Annotated in this window: 16 protein-coding genes and 2 pseudogenes; 10 read left to right on the plus strand and 8 right to left on the minus strand. The window is 56.2% G+C overall.

The window, feature by feature from the left end; translation table 11 throughout:
* Positions 1–469: 469 nt before the first annotated feature.
* A pseudogene (locus QN378_RS23670) lies at positions 470–1,042 on the minus strand (Tc toxin subunit A); the annotation flags it as partial.
* Positions 1,043–1,459: 417 nt separating this feature from the next.
* Between QN378_RS23670 and QN378_RS18865 the strand changes: the two are divergent.
* Positions 1,460–1,603 (plus strand): annotated as a pseudogene (locus QN378_RS18865) (LysE family translocator); the annotation flags it as partial.
* 176 nt (positions 1,604–1,779) lie between these two features.
* Here QN378_RS18865 and metK read toward each other — a convergent pair.
* Both metK and QN378_RS18875 read right to left on the minus strand, forming a co-directional pair.
* On the minus strand, positions 1,780–2,970 hold the full coding sequence (metK, locus tag QN378_RS18870; protein WP_322206284.1) for a methionine adenosyltransferase: 1,191 nt from the start codon (positions 2,968–2,970) through the stop codon (positions 1,780–1,782).
* The gene (locus QN378_RS18875; protein ID WP_323550680.1) at positions 2,967–3,986 is read right to left on the minus strand and encodes a metalloregulator ArsR/SmtB family transcription factor; all 1,020 of its coding nucleotides are present in this window, start codon (positions 3,984–3,986) and stop codon (positions 2,967–2,969) included. Before QN378_RS18875 ends, metK begins: the two co-directional genes overlap by 4 nt.
* A 244-nt stretch (positions 3,987–4,230) precedes the next feature.
* Here QN378_RS18875 and tkt point away from each other — a divergent pair, with 244 nt between their 5' ends.
* The 7 genes from tkt (at position 4,231) to fba (ending at position 10,724) form a co-directional block, all read left to right on the plus strand.
* Positions 4,231–6,228: a transketolase gene (gene tkt / locus QN378_RS18880; protein WP_322206286.1), complete on the plus strand. Its 1,998-nt coding sequence runs from the start codon at positions 4,231–4,233 to the stop codon at positions 6,226–6,228.
* A gap of 142 nt (positions 6,229–6,370) precedes the next feature.
* Positions 6,371–7,426, plus strand: a complete 1,056-nt coding sequence (epd, locus tag QN378_RS18885) for an erythrose-4-phosphate dehydrogenase (protein WP_322206287.1) — start codon at positions 6,371–6,373, stop codon at positions 7,424–7,426.
* Positions 7,427–7,441: 15 nt separating this feature from the next.
* Positions 7,442–8,605 (plus strand): phosphoglycerate kinase, encoded by a 1,164-nt coding sequence (locus QN378_RS18890; protein WP_322206288.1) that lies wholly within the window; start codon positions 7,442–7,444, stop codon positions 8,603–8,605.
* A gap of 27 nt (positions 8,606–8,632) precedes the next feature.
* Positions 8,633–8,857 carry a hypothetical protein gene (locus QN378_RS18895; protein ID WP_323550681.1) on the plus strand — a complete coding sequence of 75 codons (225 nt, stop codon included), beginning with the start codon at positions 8,633–8,635 and terminating at the stop codon, positions 8,855–8,857.
* A gap of 98 nt (positions 8,858–8,955) precedes the next feature.
* Positions 8,956–9,153 carry a hypothetical protein gene (locus QN378_RS18900; RefSeq protein ID WP_322206290.1) on the plus strand — a complete coding sequence of 66 codons (198 nt, stop codon included), beginning with the start codon at positions 8,956–8,958 and terminating at the stop codon, positions 9,151–9,153.
* Between the two features lie 53 nt (positions 9,154–9,206).
* Positions 9,207–9,533: an MliC family protein gene (locus QN378_RS18905; RefSeq protein WP_322206291.1), complete on the plus strand. Its 327-nt coding sequence runs from the start codon at positions 9,207–9,209 to the stop codon at positions 9,531–9,533.
* 126 nt (positions 9,534–9,659) lie between these two features.
* The gene (fba, locus tag QN378_RS18910) at positions 9,660–10,724 is read left to right on the plus strand and encodes a class II fructose-bisphosphate aldolase (RefSeq protein WP_299828244.1); all 1,065 of its coding nucleotides are present in this window, start codon (positions 9,660–9,662) and stop codon (positions 10,722–10,724) included.
* 53 nt (positions 10,725–10,777) lie between these two features.
* Here fba and QN378_RS18915 read toward each other — a convergent pair whose 3' ends face one another.
* The 4 genes from QN378_RS18915 to choX form a co-directional block, all read right to left on the minus strand.
* Positions 10,778–11,248, minus strand: a complete 471-nt coding sequence (locus tag QN378_RS18915) for a thioesterase family protein (RefSeq protein ID WP_323550682.1) — start codon at positions 11,246–11,248, stop codon at positions 10,778–10,780.
* Between the two features lie 153 nt (positions 11,249–11,401).
* The gene (locus QN378_RS18920; RefSeq protein ID WP_322206293.1) at positions 11,402–12,367 is read right to left on the minus strand and encodes an L-carnitine dehydrogenase; all 966 of its coding nucleotides are present in this window, start codon (positions 12,365–12,367) and stop codon (positions 11,402–11,404) included.
* 44 nt (positions 12,368–12,411) lie between these two features.
* Positions 12,412–13,299 carry a 3-keto-5-aminohexanoate cleavage protein gene (locus QN378_RS18925; protein ID WP_322206294.1) on the minus strand — a complete coding sequence of 296 codons (888 nt, stop codon included), beginning with the start codon at positions 13,297–13,299 and terminating at the stop codon, positions 12,412–12,414.
* Positions 13,300–13,395: 96 nt separating this feature from the next.
* A complete protein-coding gene (gene choX, locus QN378_RS18930; protein ID WP_323550683.1) occupies positions 13,396–14,343 on the minus strand; it encodes a choline ABC transporter substrate-binding protein in 948 nt (315 codons plus the stop codon).
* 203 nt (positions 14,344–14,546) lie between these two features.
* Between choX and QN378_RS18935 the strand changes: the two genes are divergently transcribed.
* A complete protein-coding gene (locus QN378_RS18935; RefSeq protein ID WP_322206296.1) occupies positions 14,547–15,491 on the plus strand; it encodes a GlxA family transcriptional regulator in 945 nt (314 codons plus the stop codon).
* A gap of 66 nt (positions 15,492–15,557) precedes the next feature.
* Here QN378_RS18935 and QN378_RS18940 read toward each other — a convergent pair whose 3' ends face one another.
* On the minus strand, positions 15,558–15,950 hold the full coding sequence (locus QN378_RS18940) for a lysozyme inhibitor LprI family protein (protein WP_322206297.1): 393 nt from the start codon (positions 15,948–15,950) through the stop codon (positions 15,558–15,560).
* A gap of 240 nt (positions 15,951–16,190) precedes the next feature.
* Here QN378_RS18940 and QN378_RS18945 point away from each other — a divergent pair, with 240 nt between their 5' ends.
* Positions 16,191–17,168: a dipeptidase gene (locus tag QN378_RS18945; protein ID WP_322206298.1), complete on the plus strand. Its 978-nt coding sequence runs from the start codon at positions 16,191–16,193 to the stop codon at positions 17,166–17,168.
* Positions 17,169–17,212 lie beyond the last annotated feature (44 nt).

Genomic DNA, 17,212 nt, shown 5'->3' on the forward strand with positions numbered 1-17,212 from the left:
GCAGCGTTTTTTCGCTGATGTAAAAATCTTGGGTCTGGCCTTCGGCCCGTAGGGCTGACATCACCAGCAGATCGACGTCGGCAAACGGCAGTTGCAGGGCGTGTTGCAGGTGGATGATCTTGTGCATGCGGCCAAAATGATCGGCGGTGGCGCCTTTGATGCGAAGGCTGATGCCGGGTCCACTTTGGGTATCTTCCAATGACAAGGCGGGAGCAGTTGCGTTGTTGATGAACACCGCACCATGGACGTGGCCCGCGATCGGCACCGGGCTGCCTTCGCCGACAGGTGCGTAGGCACTGGATTGCTTGACCGTTGTAAGTGCTTCCTTGCCATCATCAGGAATGCCGGAAGTGGCTAGTAGATCCAGGATAGCCTCCGGTTTCAGGGCAGTCTTGAGGCAAAGAAATTCGACGCTGGTCAGCTGTTCAATGGCTTGCGCAGTGCTGCCCGTTACGCCGTACCGCGTCTGTAGAAAGTCAGCGCCCGTGCTGTCGCTTTTATCGAGCAGCAACGATTGCAGCGCTGAACTAAAACCCGTGGCGGTGCGCATGACCTTTATCATTTCGGCGTTGCGCAAGTTACCGTTGGTGAAATTTGGATAGTTGTAGCCAGACTGCTGAAGCAGATTGAACAGCGAGCTTTTCTTGTAACCCAGCGTGGCTTTGATCTGTTCAAGCGGATAATGAAACGGCAACTGGACCGGGTGTTGAGCTTCGGCAATCTCCTGAGCCAGCTTTTTCTTCTCGCCCGCTTGAAAACGGGCCTGTCGGCTCATCGCCTCGATCACCAGCGTCAGCGCAGGCATCTGGTTATCGAGGCTCGCCTGGTCCAGAACCAGCTCGCCGATATCCGGACGTCGGGTGGCGAGCGTGATCTGGGTCCCGGCATCACCCTTTGCTTCAAAACTCAGTGCCTGCTGGTAGAGGGCGTAAAGGTAGGCCAGCGGCCCGTTATTGGATTCGAATGCGTCGGCTGAGCATTTGTCGGCAACTTGTTCAGGGAATAGTTTTCCATAGGTCGCAGATGCAATATTGTCGTCCATGATATAACGTCCTGTAATAGATCTTAAGGGACAGTGTTAACGTGTGGCTGCAGGGTAAGTGTAGGAGGGTGATACATAAGCGGCAACTGTGCAGGTGCTGGATTAAAGTTTGGCTATTTTTATTTATTTCAATACGTTGCGTATTTATATTCGGATTGGTAATAGGCGTGATTGCGAATAACTGGGTAAGTTAAATGTTGAATGGCTATATAAAGCGTCCTGTGGGCGATTTTAATGCTATTTAGGGTTTTATCGTAAATGCTACGCCGAACAGATAACAACCCTGTCGCCGGGGCTAGAACGCTCAACCACTTTCGACCCGGGCAAGCACTACAGATTTGCTCCGCAGCTGTACCTTGAACAGTCCGGCAGCCAACCAGACAATCGGCCTTCTTCAATGCTTGCGGGAGGCTTGCGATGAATCTTTCCACGTTGCTGGTATTTATACCGGCCTGCTTCGCCCTGACATGGCCCCGGGCGCTAACAACCTGTTGTCGATCAGCAACGCCTCGCGTTGGCTTTGCGCGGGCATGCAGTGGTGGGCTGGGGCGGCTGTTGGCCAAGCCGAGTGGCAAGCGATTGTTCAACCGGGTGCGCGCGGGTTTATTGGCCAGTGCGGCGTCGTTTCTGCTGGTGGCGCGGCGGGGGTAGCAGCAGTCAAACCATGAGATCGAACTGTGGCAACAAAAAAGCCCCAGCCGACCTGCATCGACTGGGCGATTTGAAGCTAACGCGTATTACAAACCAGCAGCAGCGCGCAGGCCGTCGGCGCGGTCGGTTTTTTCCCAAGTGAAAGCGGTGAAAGTGTCATCACCGACAGTCATTTCTACCGGGGTGCGGCCGAAGTGACCGTAGGCAGCAGTGGCTTGGTACATCGGGTGCAGCAGGTCAAGCATGGTGGTGATCGCGTAAGGACGCAGGTCGAAGTGCTCGCGAACCAGCTTGATGATCAGGTCATCGGAGAGCTTCCCGGTTCCGAAAGTGTTCAACGAGATTGAAGTGGGTTGTGCGACGCCGATGGCGTAGGACACCTGAATTTCGCAGCGCTCAGCCAGGCCTGCGGCGACGATGTTTTTTGCCACGTAACGACCGGCGTAGGCGGCGGAACGGTCAACCTTCGATGGATCTTTGCCGGAGAACGCGCCGCCGCCGTGACGGGCCATGCCGCCGTAGGTGTCGACGATGATCTTGCGACCGGTCAGGCCGCAGTCGCCCACCGGGCCACCGATGATGAAGTTGCCAGTCGGGTTGATGTGGAACTGGGTGTCTTTGTGCAACAAATGAGCGGGCAGCGCATGTTTGACGATCAGTTCCATCACGCCTTCACGCAGGTCTTTGTAACTCACTTCAGGGTTGTGCTGGGTCGACAATACGATGGCATCGATGCCCACGACCTTGCCGTTCTCATAGCGGCACGTGACCTGGGATTTGGCATCCGGACGCAACCATGGCAACAGGCCGGATTTGCGGGCTTCGGCCTGACGCTTGACCAGCGCGTGGGAGAAGGTGATCGGCGCAGGCATCAAGACGTCGGTCTCGTTGCTGGCATAGCCAAACATTAAGCCCTGATCTCCAGCGCCTTGATCTTCCGGCTTGCTGCGGTCAACGCCTTGGGCGATGTCTACCGATTGCTTGCCAATGATGTTCATCACCGCGCAGGTCGCGCCGTCAAAGCCGACGTCGGAACTGTTGTAGCCAATATCGATGATTACGTTACGCACGATGTCTTCGAGGTCGACCCAGGCAGATGTGGTCACTTCACCGGCGATGATTGCTACGCCGGTTTTCACCAGTGTCTCGCAGGCCACGCGGGCAAACTTGTCTTCGGCAATAATGGCGTCCAGAACCGCATCGGAAATCTGGTCGGCAATTTTGTCCGGATGCCCTTCAGACACGGATTCGGAGGTGAAAAGGGAGTATTCGCTCATCTGGACGGGTTTCCTGAATTGTACCGATTGTGAGTGTCGCCAGTGGGTCGCTGAAAGTGGCGAACCTGAATCTGGAAACCATTACGTAGGCCTACATAGAGGCTTTCCCCGGGAACAAGTCCCGCAGCGATGGCCCAACGGGCCAGATCATCCTGTTCAAAACCCAACCAAAGATCGCCGCAGGCCTCCTTGGCCCAACTCTGGTTGTGGCTACACAACTCTGTCACTAATAAGCTACCGCCTGGTTGCAGCAAACGACCAAGCTGTTTCAATGCTTCGGCTGGCGCGGCGAAATGGTGCAGCACCATATTCAGCACCACGCAATCGGCGCGTACATCGGCGTCGCTCAAGGCGTCGGCCAGTTGCAACTCGACATTACCCAGCGCTTCGCGTTTGCACACCTGACGGGCCAGCTCCAGCATTGCCGGACTGTTATCCAGTGCAGTGACGTGACGAAAACGCCGTGCCAGCTCGGGCAAGAATCCACCGTCGCCGGGACCCACTTCCACCGCCGTTGCGTCGTGGCCGAAGCTGAGTTTGTCCAGCAGCGACAATAGGCTCTCGCGGTATTGCGGTAAACCGGCGATCAAGTCTTGCTGGGCGCGAAACTTTTCCGCAATTCGGGCAAAAAAATCCTGGCTGGCGGCTGCTCGCTGCCGATGCACCAGGCTGATACGCGCCTGGACGTCGCCCGGCAAGGTCAAATCATCGGCTTCGTCGAGCAGCGCCGCATGTAACCGGCCGCCCGGTAGTCCTACGTGGGGCAGGGCGCGACGGTAAAAAATCGCATTGCCTTCGCGGCGCGTCGCCACCAGTTCCGCTTGAGACAGCACCTTTAAATGGTGGCTCATGCCGGATTGGCCGATGGCAAAAATTTGCGCCAACTCTAAAACGCCAAATGAATCGTTGGCCAAGGCGCGCAGCACATTGAGTCGCAGCGGATCGCCCCCGGCTTTGCACAAGGCGGCCAAGTCGTCACTGTATTCATGGCGAATGGCAGGCACGCGTAAGTTCATAGGGCGGCAGTCTAGAGAGCGACTGGTCGACTCGCAAGTGCAATATCAAAAAGTTTTGATATTGGTCGATAAGTGGCGTTTTACGACTGGCGTCGGCGCCACGCCCTTTTTAAGAGCGCCCGTTAGCAAGTCCGCAGGCTTGAATTGCAGGAAAAACACGTTCTGTGATTGCCCCCAAGCAGTGCGTGAGGGAAAATGCTCCCCTTTTTCAGATCCCATTCTTTTCAGCCCCAGGAGATCAGCGATGCCCAGCCGTCGTGAGCGTGCCAATGCCATTCGTGCCCTAAGCATGGATGCCGTGCAAAAAGCCAACAGCGGCCATCCCGGTGCCCCTATGGGCATGGCGGATATCGCCGAGGTGCTGTGGCGTGACTTCCTCAAGCACAACCCGAGCAATCCGTCGTTCGCCGACCGTGACCGCTTCATCATGTCCAACGGCCACGGTTCGATGCTGGTTTACTCGCTGTTGCACCTGACCGGTTATGACTTGTCGATTGACGACCTGAAGAATTTTCGTCAACTGCACAGTCGCACGCCGGGCCACCCCGAATATGGCTACACCCCAGGCGTCGAAACCACCACCGGTCCACTGGGCCAGGGGCTGGCTAACGCCGTCGGTTTTGCCCTCGCCGAAAAAGTGCTGGCCGAGCAGTTCAACCGCCCAGGCCATGACATTGTTGATCACCACACCTACGTGTTTCTAGGCGATGGCTGCATGATGGAAGGCATTTCCCATGAAGTCAGCTCGTTAGCTGGCACCTTGGGTTTGGGCAAGCTGATCGCGTTCTACGATGACAACGGCATTTCGATTGATGGCGAAGTTGAAGGCTGGTTCACTGACGACACCCCAAAACGTTTTGAGGCTTACAACTGGCAAGTGATCCGAAATGTCGACGGTCACGATGCTGATGAAATCAAGGTTGCTATCGAAACCGCTCGTAAAAGCGCCCAACCAACGCTGATCTGCTGCAAGACCACTATCGGTTTTGGTTCGCCGAACAAGCAAGGTAAGGAAGATTGTCACGGTGCTCCACTGGGTGCCGACGAAATCGCCTTGACCCGTGCCGCGTTGAAATGGAACTACGGTCCTTTCGAAATCCCGGCTGACATCTATGCCGAATGGAGTGCCAAAGAATCCGGTTTGGCGGTGGAGGCTGACTGGGACCAGCGGTTCGCTGCCTACGCGGGTGAGTTTCCTGAATTAGCCAACGAACTGATTCGCCGCATGAGCGGTGAGTTGCCGGCTGATTTTGCCTCGAAGTCGGCTGCGTATATCGCTGAAGTCAACGCCAAGGGCGAGACCATCGCCAGCCGCAAAGCCAGCCAGAATGCACTGAACGCGATGGGCCCGTTACTGCCTGAGTTCCTCGGCGGTTCGGCTGACCTGGCCGGTTCCAACCTGACGATCTGGAAAGGCTGCAAGAGCATCACTGGCGAAGACGCCAACGGCAATTACCTGCATTACGGTGTACGCGAGTTCGGCATGGGCGCCATGATGAATGGCATCGCGTTACACGGTGGTTTTGTTCCGTATGGCGCAACCTTTCTGATCTTCATGGAATATGCCCGTAATGCGGTGCGTATGTCTTCGTTGATGAAGAAGCGCGTGATCTATGTGTTTACTCACGACTCTATCGGTCTAGGCGAAGACGGCCCGACACACCAGCCAATCGAGCAGTTGACCAGCCTGCGCACCACGCCGAACCTCGATACTTGGCGCCCAGCCGATGCCGTTGAAACAGCAGTGGCCTGGAAGTACGCTATCGAACGTAACGATGGGCCGTCGGCGATGATCTTCTCGCGCCAGAACCTGACGCACCAATCGCGCAACGCTACCCAGCTGGCCGACATCGCCCGTGGTGGTTACGTGCTGCGTGATTGCGTCGGCGAGCCGGAGCTGATCCTGATTGCTACCGGTTCTGAGGTGGGTCTGGCGGTACTGGCTTATGATCAATTGTCGGCACAAGGTCGCAACGTGCGCGTGGTGTCCATGCCGTGCACCAGCGTCTTCGAAGCTCAGGACGCTATGTACAAGCAAACCGTGCTGCCGCTGCAAGTCAGCGCGCGTATTGCCATCGAAGCTGCTCACGCAGACTACTGGTACAAATATGTAGGCCTGGAAGGTCGTGTCATCGGCATGACTACCTTCGGCGAGTCGGCGCCTGCGAACCTCTTGTTTGAAGAGTTCGGCTTCACCCTGGAAAACATCCTGAGTACGGCTGAAGAACTGTTGGAAGACTAATTACGGTCTTACGACACTGCCACACTCCTGTGGGAGCAGGCTTGTTTGCGATAGCTTGATGCGGGTCACCCAGATCTACCGCGTCGTCTGATTCGCCGGCAAGCCTGCTCCCACAGGTCCAATACCCGCCTGTGAGAACCCCATGCCTCAGCCACAACCACGCCTCTACAAAGTTGCTTTAAACGGCTACGGCCGCATCGGTCGTTGTGTCTTGCGTGCGCTGTGTGAGCGAGGGGCGAAAGCCGGTTTTCAAGTGGTTGCGATCAACGATCTGGCGGACATGGCCAGTGTGGAATACCTCACGCGCTTCGATTCCACCCACGGTCGCTTCCCCGGCGACGTGCGGGTCGAAGGCGACTACCTGCACATTAATGATCACCGTATCAAAGTCCTGCGCAGCGCGATTCCGGAAGGCATCGACTGGGCCGGGTTGGGCGTTGATCTGGTACTTGAATGCTCGGGCGCGTTTCACACGCGCACCGATGGCCAGCGTTTTCTCGATGCCGGTGCGCCCCGCGTGCTGTTCTCGCAACCGATGGCCAGCGAAGCGGATGTCGACGCCACCATCGTCTATGGCATCAATCAGCAAAAGCTGACCGGCAGTGAATTGCTGGTATCCGCGGCGTCCTGCACCACCAATTGCAGCGTGCCATTGCTGCGCTTGCTGGACCAGGCCCTTGGGTTGGAATACATCACGATCACTACGATTCACTCGGCGATGAATGATCAGCCGGTCATTGATGCGTATCACCATGAAGACCTGCGACGCACCCGTTCGGCGTTTCAGTCGATTATTCCGGTGTCCACTGGTCTAGCACGCGGCATTGAACGGCTGTTGCCGGAACTTGCCGGGCGAATTCAGGCCAAAGCTGTGCGTGTCCCGACGGTCAACGTCTCGTGCCTCGACATCACGATGCAAGTTGCGCGCGATACCGATGCTGCCGAGATCAACCGGATCCTGCGTGAGGCCGCCACCAGCGGCCCGTTGAAAGGGCTGGTGGCGTACACCGAATTGCCGCATGCCAGTTGTGATTTCAACCATGACCCCCACTCGGCCATTGTCGATGCCAGTCAGACCCGCGTTTCCGGCCCACGGCTGGTGAACTTGCTGGCTTGGTTCGATAACGAGTGGGGTTTTGCCAATCGAATGCTCGACGTTGCCGATCACTATCTGAACGCCGTGCATCACCCACAATAAAACAGGGATTGCCTCATGACCGTGTTGAAAATGACCGACCTCGACCTGCAAGGTAAGCGTGTATTGATCCGCGAAGACCTCAATGTCCCGTTGAAAGACGGCGTGGTAACCAGTGACGCGCGAATCGTGGCTTCTTTGCCGACCATTAAGTTGGCGCTGGAAAAAGGCGCGGCTGTCATGGTTTGTTCGCATCTGGGCCGTCCAACCGAAGGTGAGTTCTCGGCGGAAAACAGCCTCAAGCCGGTTGCCGACTACCTGAGCAAAGCTTTGGGCCGTGAAGTGCCGTTGGTGGCCGACTATCTGGACGGTTTCGAGATCAAGGCCGGCGACATCGTGCTGTTCGAAAACGTGCGCTTCAACAAGGGCGAGAAGAAAAACACCGACGAGCTGGCGCACAAATACGCTGCTCTGTGCGATGTGTTCGTGATGGACGCTTTCGGCACCGCGCATCGCGCCGAAGGTTCGACCCACGGCGTCGCCAAGTTTGCCAAAGTGGCAGTGGCCGGGCCGTTGTTGGCTGCCGAACTGGATGCGTTGGGCAAAGCCCTGAGCGCGCCAGCTCAGCCGATGGCTGCCATCGTTGCTGGCTCCAAAGTTTCCACCAAGCTTGATGTACTCAACAGCCTTAGCTCGATATGCAATCAATTGATCGTCGGTGGTGGCATCGCCAACACCTTCCTCGCAGCGGCTGGGCACAACGTGGGTAAATCGCTCTATGAGCCAGACTTGCTGGACACGGCGCGTGCCATTGCTGCCAAGGTCAGCGTGCCCCTGCCGACCGACGTAGTAGTCGCCAAGCAGTTTGCTGAAAGCGCGGTAGCGACGGTGAAGCTGGTCGCAGATGTGGCCGATGACGACATGATTCTCGACATCGGCCCGCAAACCGCCGCGCACTTTGCTCAATTGTTGAAAACCTCCAAAACCATTTTGTGGAACGGCCCAGTGGGCGTGTTCGAATTCGATCAATTTGGTGAAGGCACCAAAACTTTGGCCAAGGCGATTGCCGAGAGTTCGGCATTCTCCATCGCGGGCGGCGGCGACACGCTGGCAGCCATCGATAAATACGGCATAGCAGATCAAATCTCCTACATTTCTACGGGCGGCGGTGCGTTCCTTGAGTTTGTTGAAGGTAAAGTGTTGCCCGCCGTTGAAGTGTTGGAGCAACGTGCCAAGGGCTGAAAAAAAGGCTTGGTAGAGGGCAGTGACATGGTCAAAGGGTTACCGCTGTTTATCATTACCGGCCTGATGGCCGGCTGTGCCGGCGCACCGGAAGCCGATGAGGTGTCCGTCGCGCCTCAAGTGTTGTACATGAGTTGTTATCAGTCGGGCTGGCAAGCGGAGACCGTTCCGATTATCTATAAGCGTGGCGGGCAGGAGGCCTTGGAAAAATACGACGTTGCGTCTAAAGGGGCAGCTTCAGGATGTCGTTAAACGCCTGTTTTGGGACGTTTGACGGTGGGTTTGGCAACGTTGGTGATTGGCAGTGGTCTTTGTAGGAGTGATTACTTTTTAGAAGAAGGAGTTTCGCCATGAAAGTTGCTTTCATCACGTTGTTCAGTTGTATGTTATTGGCCGGTTGTATGAGTTCCGGCACGCATTCCCGGGCCTGCGAGGTACTCGTCCCGGCGAAGGTTGACGTGCCAACGACTCAAAATGATCAGCGGGTTGAGGCGCAAGCCACGGGTGAGCCCACTGATGATCGCAATAAAGAACAGAATTGCCCCTGATCGACCGAAGTGACTGGCACTTGTCAGGCTTCATGGGGCGACCAGGAGACGGTATGAAAGGCCTATTCGCCCTCGTAACACTTGCAGTGCTTGGCGGTTGCGCCAGCATGAGCCCGACAGTGCCGGAATCGGACACTTGGACCAATTGGGTGTGTGATAGCAAGGCCGCGCTGCTATGGCGTTATGCCGACAGCGCAAAAACTGAGATTGATCTTCGCCTACTGGGTAGCGACAAGGTCTATCGTTTAAAGCCCGAGCCGGGTTCTTCCGGTGAGCTTTACAGCGATGGAGTTTTAGCGTTTCACATAAAAGGTGATGAAGGCCTGGTTTACTGGGTTGCCACCAATGATTTGATTGGCCGCGGTTGCAAGGCGCTTTAAAACGGGCTTGTTGCTTGAGGACCGAGTAAGCGCACTTACGTGTAACATGCGCAAAAAAATTGAATCGCAGCCACCGATCAGGCAGGCTCGCACGAATTAACGACCCTACCGGGAGAGAGATCTAATATGGCACTTATCAGCATGCGCCAGATGTTGGACCACGCAGCCGAATTCGGCTACGGAGTCCCCGCCTTCAACGTCAACAACCTGGAACAGATGCGCGCCATTATGGAAGCGGCTGACAAGACCAATTCCCCGGTGATCGTTCAGGCTTCGGCCGGCGCACGTAAATATGCAGGTGCTCCGTTCCTGCGTCACTTGATTCTCGCGGCAATCGAAGAGTTCCCGCATATCCCGGTGGTCATGCACCAGGATCACGGTACCAGCCCTGACATCTGCCAGCGCTCCATTCAACTGGGCTTCAGCTCAGTGATGATGGACGGTTCCCTGGCCGAAGATGGCAAGACCCCGACTGACTACGAGTACAACGTACGCGTGACACAGCAAACCGTGGCCATGGCTCACGCCTGTGGTGTTTCGGTTGAAGGCGAGTTGGGTTGCCTGGGTTCTCTGGAAACCGGTATGGCTGGCGAAGAAGACGGTGTAGGCGCAGAAGGCGTGCTTGATCACAGCCAACTGTTGACCGACCCGGAAGAAGCTGCTGACTTCGTGAAGAAGACTCAGGTCGATGCTCTGGCCATTGCTATCGGCACCAGCCACGGCGCGTACAAGTTCACCAAGCCGCCCACCGGCGACACCTTGGCGATTGATCGGATCAAAGCGATTCACGCGCGTATTCCCAACACTCACCTGGTCATGCACGGTTCATCTTCAGTGCCGCAGGAATGGCTAAAAATCATTAACGAATACGGCGGCGATATCAAAGAGACCTACGGCGTACCAGTTGAAGAAATCGTCGAAGGCATCAAGTACGGCGTGCGTAAGGTCAACATCGACACCGACTTACGTTTGGCCTCTACTGGCGCTATCCGTCGTTTGATGGCAACCAACCCGAGCGAATTTGACCCGCGTAAATTCTTTGGCGCGACTATCATTGCCATGCGCGACATCTGCATCGCTCGTTATGAAGCGTTCGGCACCGCCGGCAACGCCTCGAAAATCAAGCCAATTTCGCTGGAAAAAATGTACCAGCGTTACGCAGCTGGCGAGCTGAAAGCCAAGGTCAACTGAGTTCCGGTTGATTGAAAAAACCCGCAGCGATGCGGGTTTTTTTATGGCGTTTGTCAGGCGGGCAGGGCTATTACGCGGCCAATCCAGATAGGTGTCGGTAAGTCTTGTTGTTCATTGGTCATGGCGTGCAAGGTGCTCAGCGCTGATTCGCTGAAAGGCGCCGAGCGTGGCCCTGCTAGGTTGACGTGCAATAACATTTGCTCATTGGCAGCCAGTGCATCGTCGCTGCCGGGTTTGTGCAGGCTGTGGTAGAGGTGCACGCGTTTACGGTCATGACCGACGATTTGCGTGCGCACTTCTACCTCTTCGCCCAGTTTCACTTCGTGCAGGTAGTTCAGGTGACATTCCAGTGTGAACAACGAATGGCCGCTGGTTTCTCGGTTATCGCTGTCCAAACCCAGGTGCTCCATAAAGGCATCGGTCGCGTAGCTGAAAATCAACAGATAAAACGCATCACGCAGATGTCCGTTGTAATCGACCCAGTCGGCCAGGATCGGGGTTTTGTAGGTGGTAAGTGCTGGCATGGTGGAAATTCCATCAGTCTTAAATAAAGCAAAAACCTATAGGAGCAGGCTTGCCTGCGAATGGATTGACTCAGTGACGCCTGGTCCACCGCCTTCCTCGGCAAGCCGACCCCCACAGGTTTAGTGCAATGTCGGAAGATTATCCAGTCTGCATCAGTCGCTGAATGCCATTCCATGCTTGGCCTTGGTCGTCTTCACTGCCTCCAGCACGGCCATCAGGCAGTCATCGCGATAGCGTTCAAGAGCCGCGATGCTGTGTTCGCCGAGCTGTTCGGTGGTGCCATCAACCACATCATCAATCAGCTTGTCGGTCAGTTCTGGTGCGGGCAAATAGGTCCACGGTAGTTTCAACGCCGGACCGAATTGGGCCATGAAGTGGCGCATGCCAGCGTCACCGCCAGCGAGTGTGTAAGTCAGGAACGTACCCATGAAGGACCAGCGCAGTCCAGCACCGAAGCGGATCGCATCGTCAATTTCGCCAGTTGTCGCAACGCCGTCATTGACCAAGTGCAAGGCTTCACGCCACAGCGCTTCCAGTAAACGGTCGGCAATGAAGCCGGGGACTTCCTTGCGTACGTGCAACGGACGCATTCCTAATGATTTATAAATACTGATAGCGGCTTGCACAGCTTCAGGCGAGGTATGTTTGCCGCCGACTACTTCAACCAGTGGCAGCAAGTAAACCGGGTTGAATGGGTGACCGACCACGCAGCGCTCAGGATGGGTAGCGCCTTCGTAGAAATCACTCGGCAGCAGACCTGAAGTGCTGGAGCCGATCAGGGCGTTGGGCTTGGCGGCGGCACTGATTTTGGCGTGCAGCTCAAGTTTCAGGTCCAGACGCTCAGGCGCGCTTTCTTGAATGAAGTCGGCATCGCACACACATTCTTCGATAGTCGTGACAAAGCGCAGGCGATCTTGCGAAGCGCCTTGGGCCAAGCCATTCTTCTCCAGCGCTGGCCAAGCATTGGCCACGCGTGTACGCAGAGCAGCTTCTGCGCCTGGTGCCGGGTCCCAAGCCACAACGTCCAGGCCGTGGGCCAGCGCGCGAGAAACCCAGCCGCTGCCGATAACGCCACTGCCGAGGGCGGCGAAGGTTTTGATGTCGGTAATAAAAGTCATTGTGTGTTCCTGAATGCTGTATGTCATCGGTACAGGGAATTGCATCAGCCGCGCTTGGTCAGGCCCATTTTGATGCGGCCTTCAGCCGGGGTCATGACCCGAGCGCCCAGGCGGCTGAGGATTTCAGAGGCGCGTTCAACCAGTGCGCCATTGCTGGCCAGTACGCCGCGATCCAGCCAGATGTTGTCTTCCAGGCCGACCCGCACGTTGCCGCCAAGCAATACCGCTTGGGCCGCCATCGGCATCTGCATGCGGCCAATTCCAAAACCTGCCCACACCGCATTTTCCGGCAAGTTATCGACCATGGCTTTCATGGTGGTGGTATCTGCCGGTGCGCCCCATGGAATACCCAGGCACAGCTGAAACAGTGGGTTATCCAGCAAACCTTCTTTGATCATCTGCTTGGCGAACCACAAATGACCGGTGTCGAAAATTTCCAGCTCGGCTTTCACGCCCAGCTCTTGAATACGTTTGGCCCCAGCGCGCAATTGGGCTGGGGTAGAGACGTAAATCGTATCGCCATCGCCGAAGTTAAGGGTGCCGCAATCGAGGGTGCAGATTTCCGGCAACAACGCTTCAACGTGGGCCAGGCGCGCCAGTGGACCAATTAAATCGGTGTTCGGGCCAAACTCCATCGGGTTTTCACCCGCGCCGATCTCCAGGTCACCGCCCATGCCTGCCGTGAGGTTGACGATGATGTCGATGTCGGCTTCGCGAATGCGCTCCATCACTTCGCGGTATAGCGCTACGTCGCGGCTGAATTTGCCGGTTTCCGGATCGCGCACATGGCAATGAACCACGGTCGCGCCAGCTTTGGCAGCTTCAACCGCAGCAGCAGCGATTTGTTTCGGAGTGATCGGGACAAGGTGGCTTCTCCCGGTCGTGTCGCCAGCACCGGTGAGTGCGCAGGTGATGATGACGTCATGGTTCATTTCAGAATTCCTTACAGGCGGGTTTTAAATAGTTTGGGATGTTGTTGCCCCGTCCGCAGCCGAGAAAGCGACTGCGGATCGGTATGCACGATCAGATCAAGGATTGCTGGTCAGTTGCAGGTTGGTGGCAGCGTCTTTGCCATCAAAAGTTTTCACCCCGGCAAGCCAACGTTGCAGGTCTTGCGGGTGATCTTTGAGCCATTGTTTGGCCGACGCTATAGCGTCTTTATGGTCCAGCAGCGGCTGCATCATCCGGCTCTCTTCTTCAGCGGTGAACGTCAAGTTGGTCAGCAACTTTTCGACGTTCGGGCATCGCTGAGCGTAATCCGGCGCGGTGACGGTCCAGACTTTGGCCTCGCCTTCGTTCGGCCCCAACGCATTGTCGCTGCCGGTGAGGTAGGTCATTTTCTGATTGACGTTCATCGGGTGTGGCGCCCAGCCGAAGAACACAATAGCTTCGTTGCGGTTCACTGCTCGGGTTACTGCCGACAGCATCCCGGCTTCGCCGGACTCAACCAGTTGGAAGTCGCCAAGACCAAACTGGTTCTTGGCGATCATTTCCTTGATCTGAGTGTTGGCGCCTGAACCCGGTTCGATGCCGTAGATTTTGCCGCCCAGTTCTTTCTTGAATTTAGCAATATCGGCGAAGGTTTTCAGACCCTTGTCGGCCAGATAAGTCGGAACGGCCAAGGTAGCGCGGGCGTCTTTAAGGCTCGGCTCAGGTAGTACGCGAAGTTGGTTGGCTTTTACGAACGGGCTGATGGTTTGGGTCATCAGGGGATCCCAGTAGCCCAGGAACATGTCCAGGCGCTGATCGCGGATGCCGGCAAAAATGATTTGTTGCGATGCGCTGGTCTGCTTGGTTTTGTAGCCCAGACCGTCGAGCAACACTTGGGTCATGGCGCTGGTGGCCATAACGTCGGTCCAATTGACCACGCCCAGACGCACGTTTTGGCATTCAGCCGCATCCGCTGCGAGTGCACTGCCGGCAATGAGGGTGCTGCTGGTGAGTGCCAGCAAGCAGGTGCAAATCAGTCGTTTCATGGTGGTTTCCTCGGCAGATTCTTTTTATGGGGATGGCGATCGGGCCCGGCGTCTTTGCGCGCAGTGATGCCACGTTACGCAGCCGCAGCCCGGCAAAAACGCACAGCGGCGACAGGCTCTTGCACAGCAGCGACCTGTCCTCTTGCCGTGCTGATCCAAGGAGCGTATGTGGTGTTTACGCTACCCCCGATGAGTGCGCCTCGATGTCTCAGGATTACTATTTTTTGCTGATGCCCGGATTTTCGATCATGGGCTTTGTCTCAGCCGTCGAACCGCTGCGCGTGGCGAATCGTTTTGGTGGCGAGCTGTACCGCTGGCATGTGTTGAGCCTGGATGGCGGAGCAGTGATTGCCAGCAACGGAATGTCGGTGAACGCCGATGCGGCACTGGAGTCGCTGAAGAAGGGCACAACGCTGTGGGTGGTCGCAGGTTTTGAGCCGTTGCAGTTCTGCACGCCAGGGCTTGAGCACTGGCTGCGCCGACTGGACCACGAGGGTGTGACCTTGGGCGCCATCGATACCGGCAGTTTTGTCCTGGCCCAAGCGGGGCTGCTTAATGGCTATCGCCTGACCCTGCATTGGGAGGCGCTGGACGCCTTCAAGGAGTTGTACCCACACTCTGTGGTGACTCAGGAGTTGTTTGAAATCGACCGGCGCCGCATTACGTCGGCGGGTGGCACGGCGTCCATCGACATGATGCTTGATCTTATTGGCCAGGCTCACGGGCCGGAACTAGCGATCAAAGTATCCGAGCAATTCGTGCTTGGCCGCATTCGTCCGCGCAAAGACCATCAACGCATGCAAATCGCGACGCGCTTCGGCATCAATAACAAGAAGCTGGTGCAAGTGATCGGCGAAATGGAGCTACACACCGAACCGCCGCTCAGTACCTTGCAATTGGCCGAAGGGATTCAAGTAACTCGCCGGCAACTGGAGCGGCTGTTCCGGCTGCATTTGAACGATACCCCAAGCAATTTCTATCTGGGCCTGCGCCTGGACAAAGCACGGCAGTTGCTGCGCCAGACCAACATGAGCGTGCTGGAAATCAGCATCGCCTGCGGCTTCGAATCCCCGTCGTACTTTACCCGTAGCTATAAGGGACGATTCGTAAGGTGCCCGAGAGAGGATCGGCAACGGTCGAATGTGTGAGGCGCAGATCGCTCCGCCAGTAAGTGGGTTATCTACACAGGTCGGTGACGCTATTTTCCAGCCCTATTATTCAATCCCAATCGACTGCAAATACTCCGACCGCTCATCGCTGTTCTGCGCAAAACAATCGTTTTGAGCGATCTGGAATGCTTGGCTGCCTTTTTCATTGAGGAACGTTTGCACCGAGCAATCGGCGTCGCGCAGTTTTACCCATATATCTTGGGCAGTCTTGATTTTGGCTAAATACTCATTGAGTTGCGGCGGGTGAGCGGCGTATTGAGAACTGATGCGATCAATCAGGTCTTTGTAGGCGGTGTTCATTTCACGATCAGCGGTGGTTCTGTTGAACGTGGAGCATTCGAAGCTTTGCTGGGTGGTTTCCACCTTGTCGCATGGCGTGCCGTCTTCAGCCTGTGCGCTGGTAGCCAGCACTGCCAAAACCAATAACATTGACCTCATTTTGCGACACCCTCGTTCGTTATGTACTTCATACGCTGTCGATTTTGGCCCACTGGGTGAGTAAAGAACAGAGGCCAGTTGGTCTATCCGGGTCAGTGGCACTGACCCTTTGTCGCTTCTTGACGCTTTCGGCAAACCCCTTGTCGTTTTTGCACCCGGCTCGCTCAACCCTCAGGCATATGCTGGCCCCAAAGCGCCGGCACACGATTCGGTGCATGAATCACCAAAGGGGACCGCCTGATGAGCCCAGCCGAATTACACGCCGACAGTATCGTTATTGACGGGCTGATCATTGCCAAGTGGAACCGCGAGCTGTTCGAAGACATGCGCAAAGGCGGCCTGACCATGGCCAACTGCACCGTGTCGGTGTGGGAAGGTTTTCAGGCGACCATCAATAGCATTTGCACCAGCCAGAAGCTGATGCGTGAAAACAGTGACCTGGTGATTCCGGTACGCACCACTGCCGATATCCGCAAGGCTAAGGAACAAGGCAAAACCGGGATTCTCTTTGGATTTCAGAATGCCCACGCGTATGAGGATCAGATCGGCTACGTCGAAATCTTCAAGCAGCTCGGCGTTGGCATCGTGCAGATGTGCTACAACACGCAAAACCTGGTGGGCACTGGCTGCTACGAACGTGATGGCGGCCTGTCGGGCTTCGGACGCGAGATCGTTGCCGAAATGAACCGCGTCGGCGTTATGTGCGACCTGTCCCATGTGGGTTCGAAAACCTCCGAAGAAGTCATTCTCGAATCGAAAAAACCGGTCTGCTACTCCCATTGCCTGCCGTCCGGTTTGAAAGAACACCCACGCAACAAGTCTGATGCAGAGCTGAAGTTCATTGCTGACCACGGTGGTTTTGTGGGCGTGACGATGTTCGCGCCGTTTCTGGCCAAAGGCATTGAGTCCACCATCGACGACTACGCCGAAGCCATTGAATACGTGATGAACCTCGTCGGTGAAGACTCCATTGGTATCGGTACTGACTTCACCCAGGGTCACGGTCAGGACTTCTTCGAATACCTGACCCACGACAAGGGCTACGCCCGTCGCCTGACCAGCTTCGGCAAAATTATCAACCCACTGGGTATCCGCACCGTGGGCGAATTCCCGAATCTGACTGAGACTTTGCTCAAACGCGGCCATCCTGAGCGCGTTGTTCGCAAAATCATGGGCGAAAACTGGGTCAATGTTTTGAAAGACGTTTGGGGCGAGTAATTCCTCCGATACCTATCTGCTTAAACACCCCTCTGCCCCTTTGC

The sequence above is a fragment of the Pseudomonas sp. 10S5 genome (assembly GCF_035019745.1).
Lineage (GTDB): Bacteria > Pseudomonadota > Gammaproteobacteria > Pseudomonadales > Pseudomonadaceae > Aquipseudomonas.

Excerpts from the sequence above, each read along its gene's own strand:
- QN378_RS18945 (WP_322206298.1), top strand. The coding sequence starts at position 16,191 with ATGAGCCCAGCCGAATTACACGCCGACAGTATCGTTATTGACGGGCTG.
- QN378_RS18925 (WP_322206294.1), bottom strand. The coding sequence starts at position 13,299 with ATGAACCATGACGTCATCATCACCTGCGCACTCACCGGTGCTGGCGAC.
- QN378_RS18900 (WP_322206290.1), top strand. The coding sequence starts at position 8,956 with ATGAAAGTTGCTTTCATCACGTTGTTCAGTTGTATGTTATTGGCCGGT.
- fba (WP_299828244.1), top strand. The coding sequence starts at position 9,660 with ATGGCACTTATCAGCATGCGCCAGATGTTGGACCACGCAGCCGAATTC.
- QN378_RS18915 (WP_323550682.1), bottom strand. The coding sequence starts at position 11,248 with ATGCCAGCACTTACCACCTACAAAACCCCGATCCTGGCCGACTGGGTC.
- QN378_RS18895 (WP_323550681.1), top strand. The coding sequence starts at position 8,633 with ATGGTCAAAGGGTTACCGCTGTTTATCATTACCGGCCTGATGGCCGGC.
- epd (WP_322206287.1), top strand. The coding sequence starts at position 6,371 with ATGCCTCAGCCACAACCACGCCTCTACAAAGTTGCTTTAAACGGCTAC.
- QN378_RS18940 (WP_322206297.1), bottom strand. The coding sequence starts at position 15,950 with ATGAGGTCAATGTTATTGGTTTTGGCAGTGCTGGCTACCAGCGCACAG.
- QN378_RS18920 (WP_322206293.1), bottom strand. The coding sequence starts at position 12,367 with ATGACTTTTATTACCGACATCAAAACCTTCGCCGCCCTCGGCAGTGGC.
- QN378_RS18875 (WP_323550680.1), bottom strand. The coding sequence starts at position 3,986 with ATGAACTTACGCGTGCCTGCCATTCGCCATGAATACAGTGACGACTTG.
- choX (WP_323550683.1), bottom strand. The coding sequence starts at position 14,343 with ATGAAACGACTGATTTGCACCTGCTTGCTGGCACTCACCAGCAGCACC.
- QN378_RS18935 (WP_322206296.1), top strand. The coding sequence starts at position 14,547 with ATGTCTCAGGATTACTATTTTTTGCTGATGCCCGGATTTTCGATCATG.
- metK (WP_322206284.1), bottom strand. The coding sequence starts at position 2,970 with ATGAGCGAATACTCCCTTTTCACCTCCGAATCCGTGTCTGAAGGGCAT.
- QN378_RS18905 (WP_322206291.1), top strand. The coding sequence starts at position 9,207 with ATGAAAGGCCTATTCGCCCTCGTAACACTTGCAGTGCTTGGCGGTTGC.
- tkt (WP_322206286.1), top strand. The coding sequence starts at position 4,231 with ATGCCCAGCCGTCGTGAGCGTGCCAATGCCATTCGTGCCCTAAGCATG.
- QN378_RS18890 (WP_322206288.1), top strand. The coding sequence starts at position 7,442 with ATGACCGTGTTGAAAATGACCGACCTCGACCTGCAAGGTAAGCGTGTA.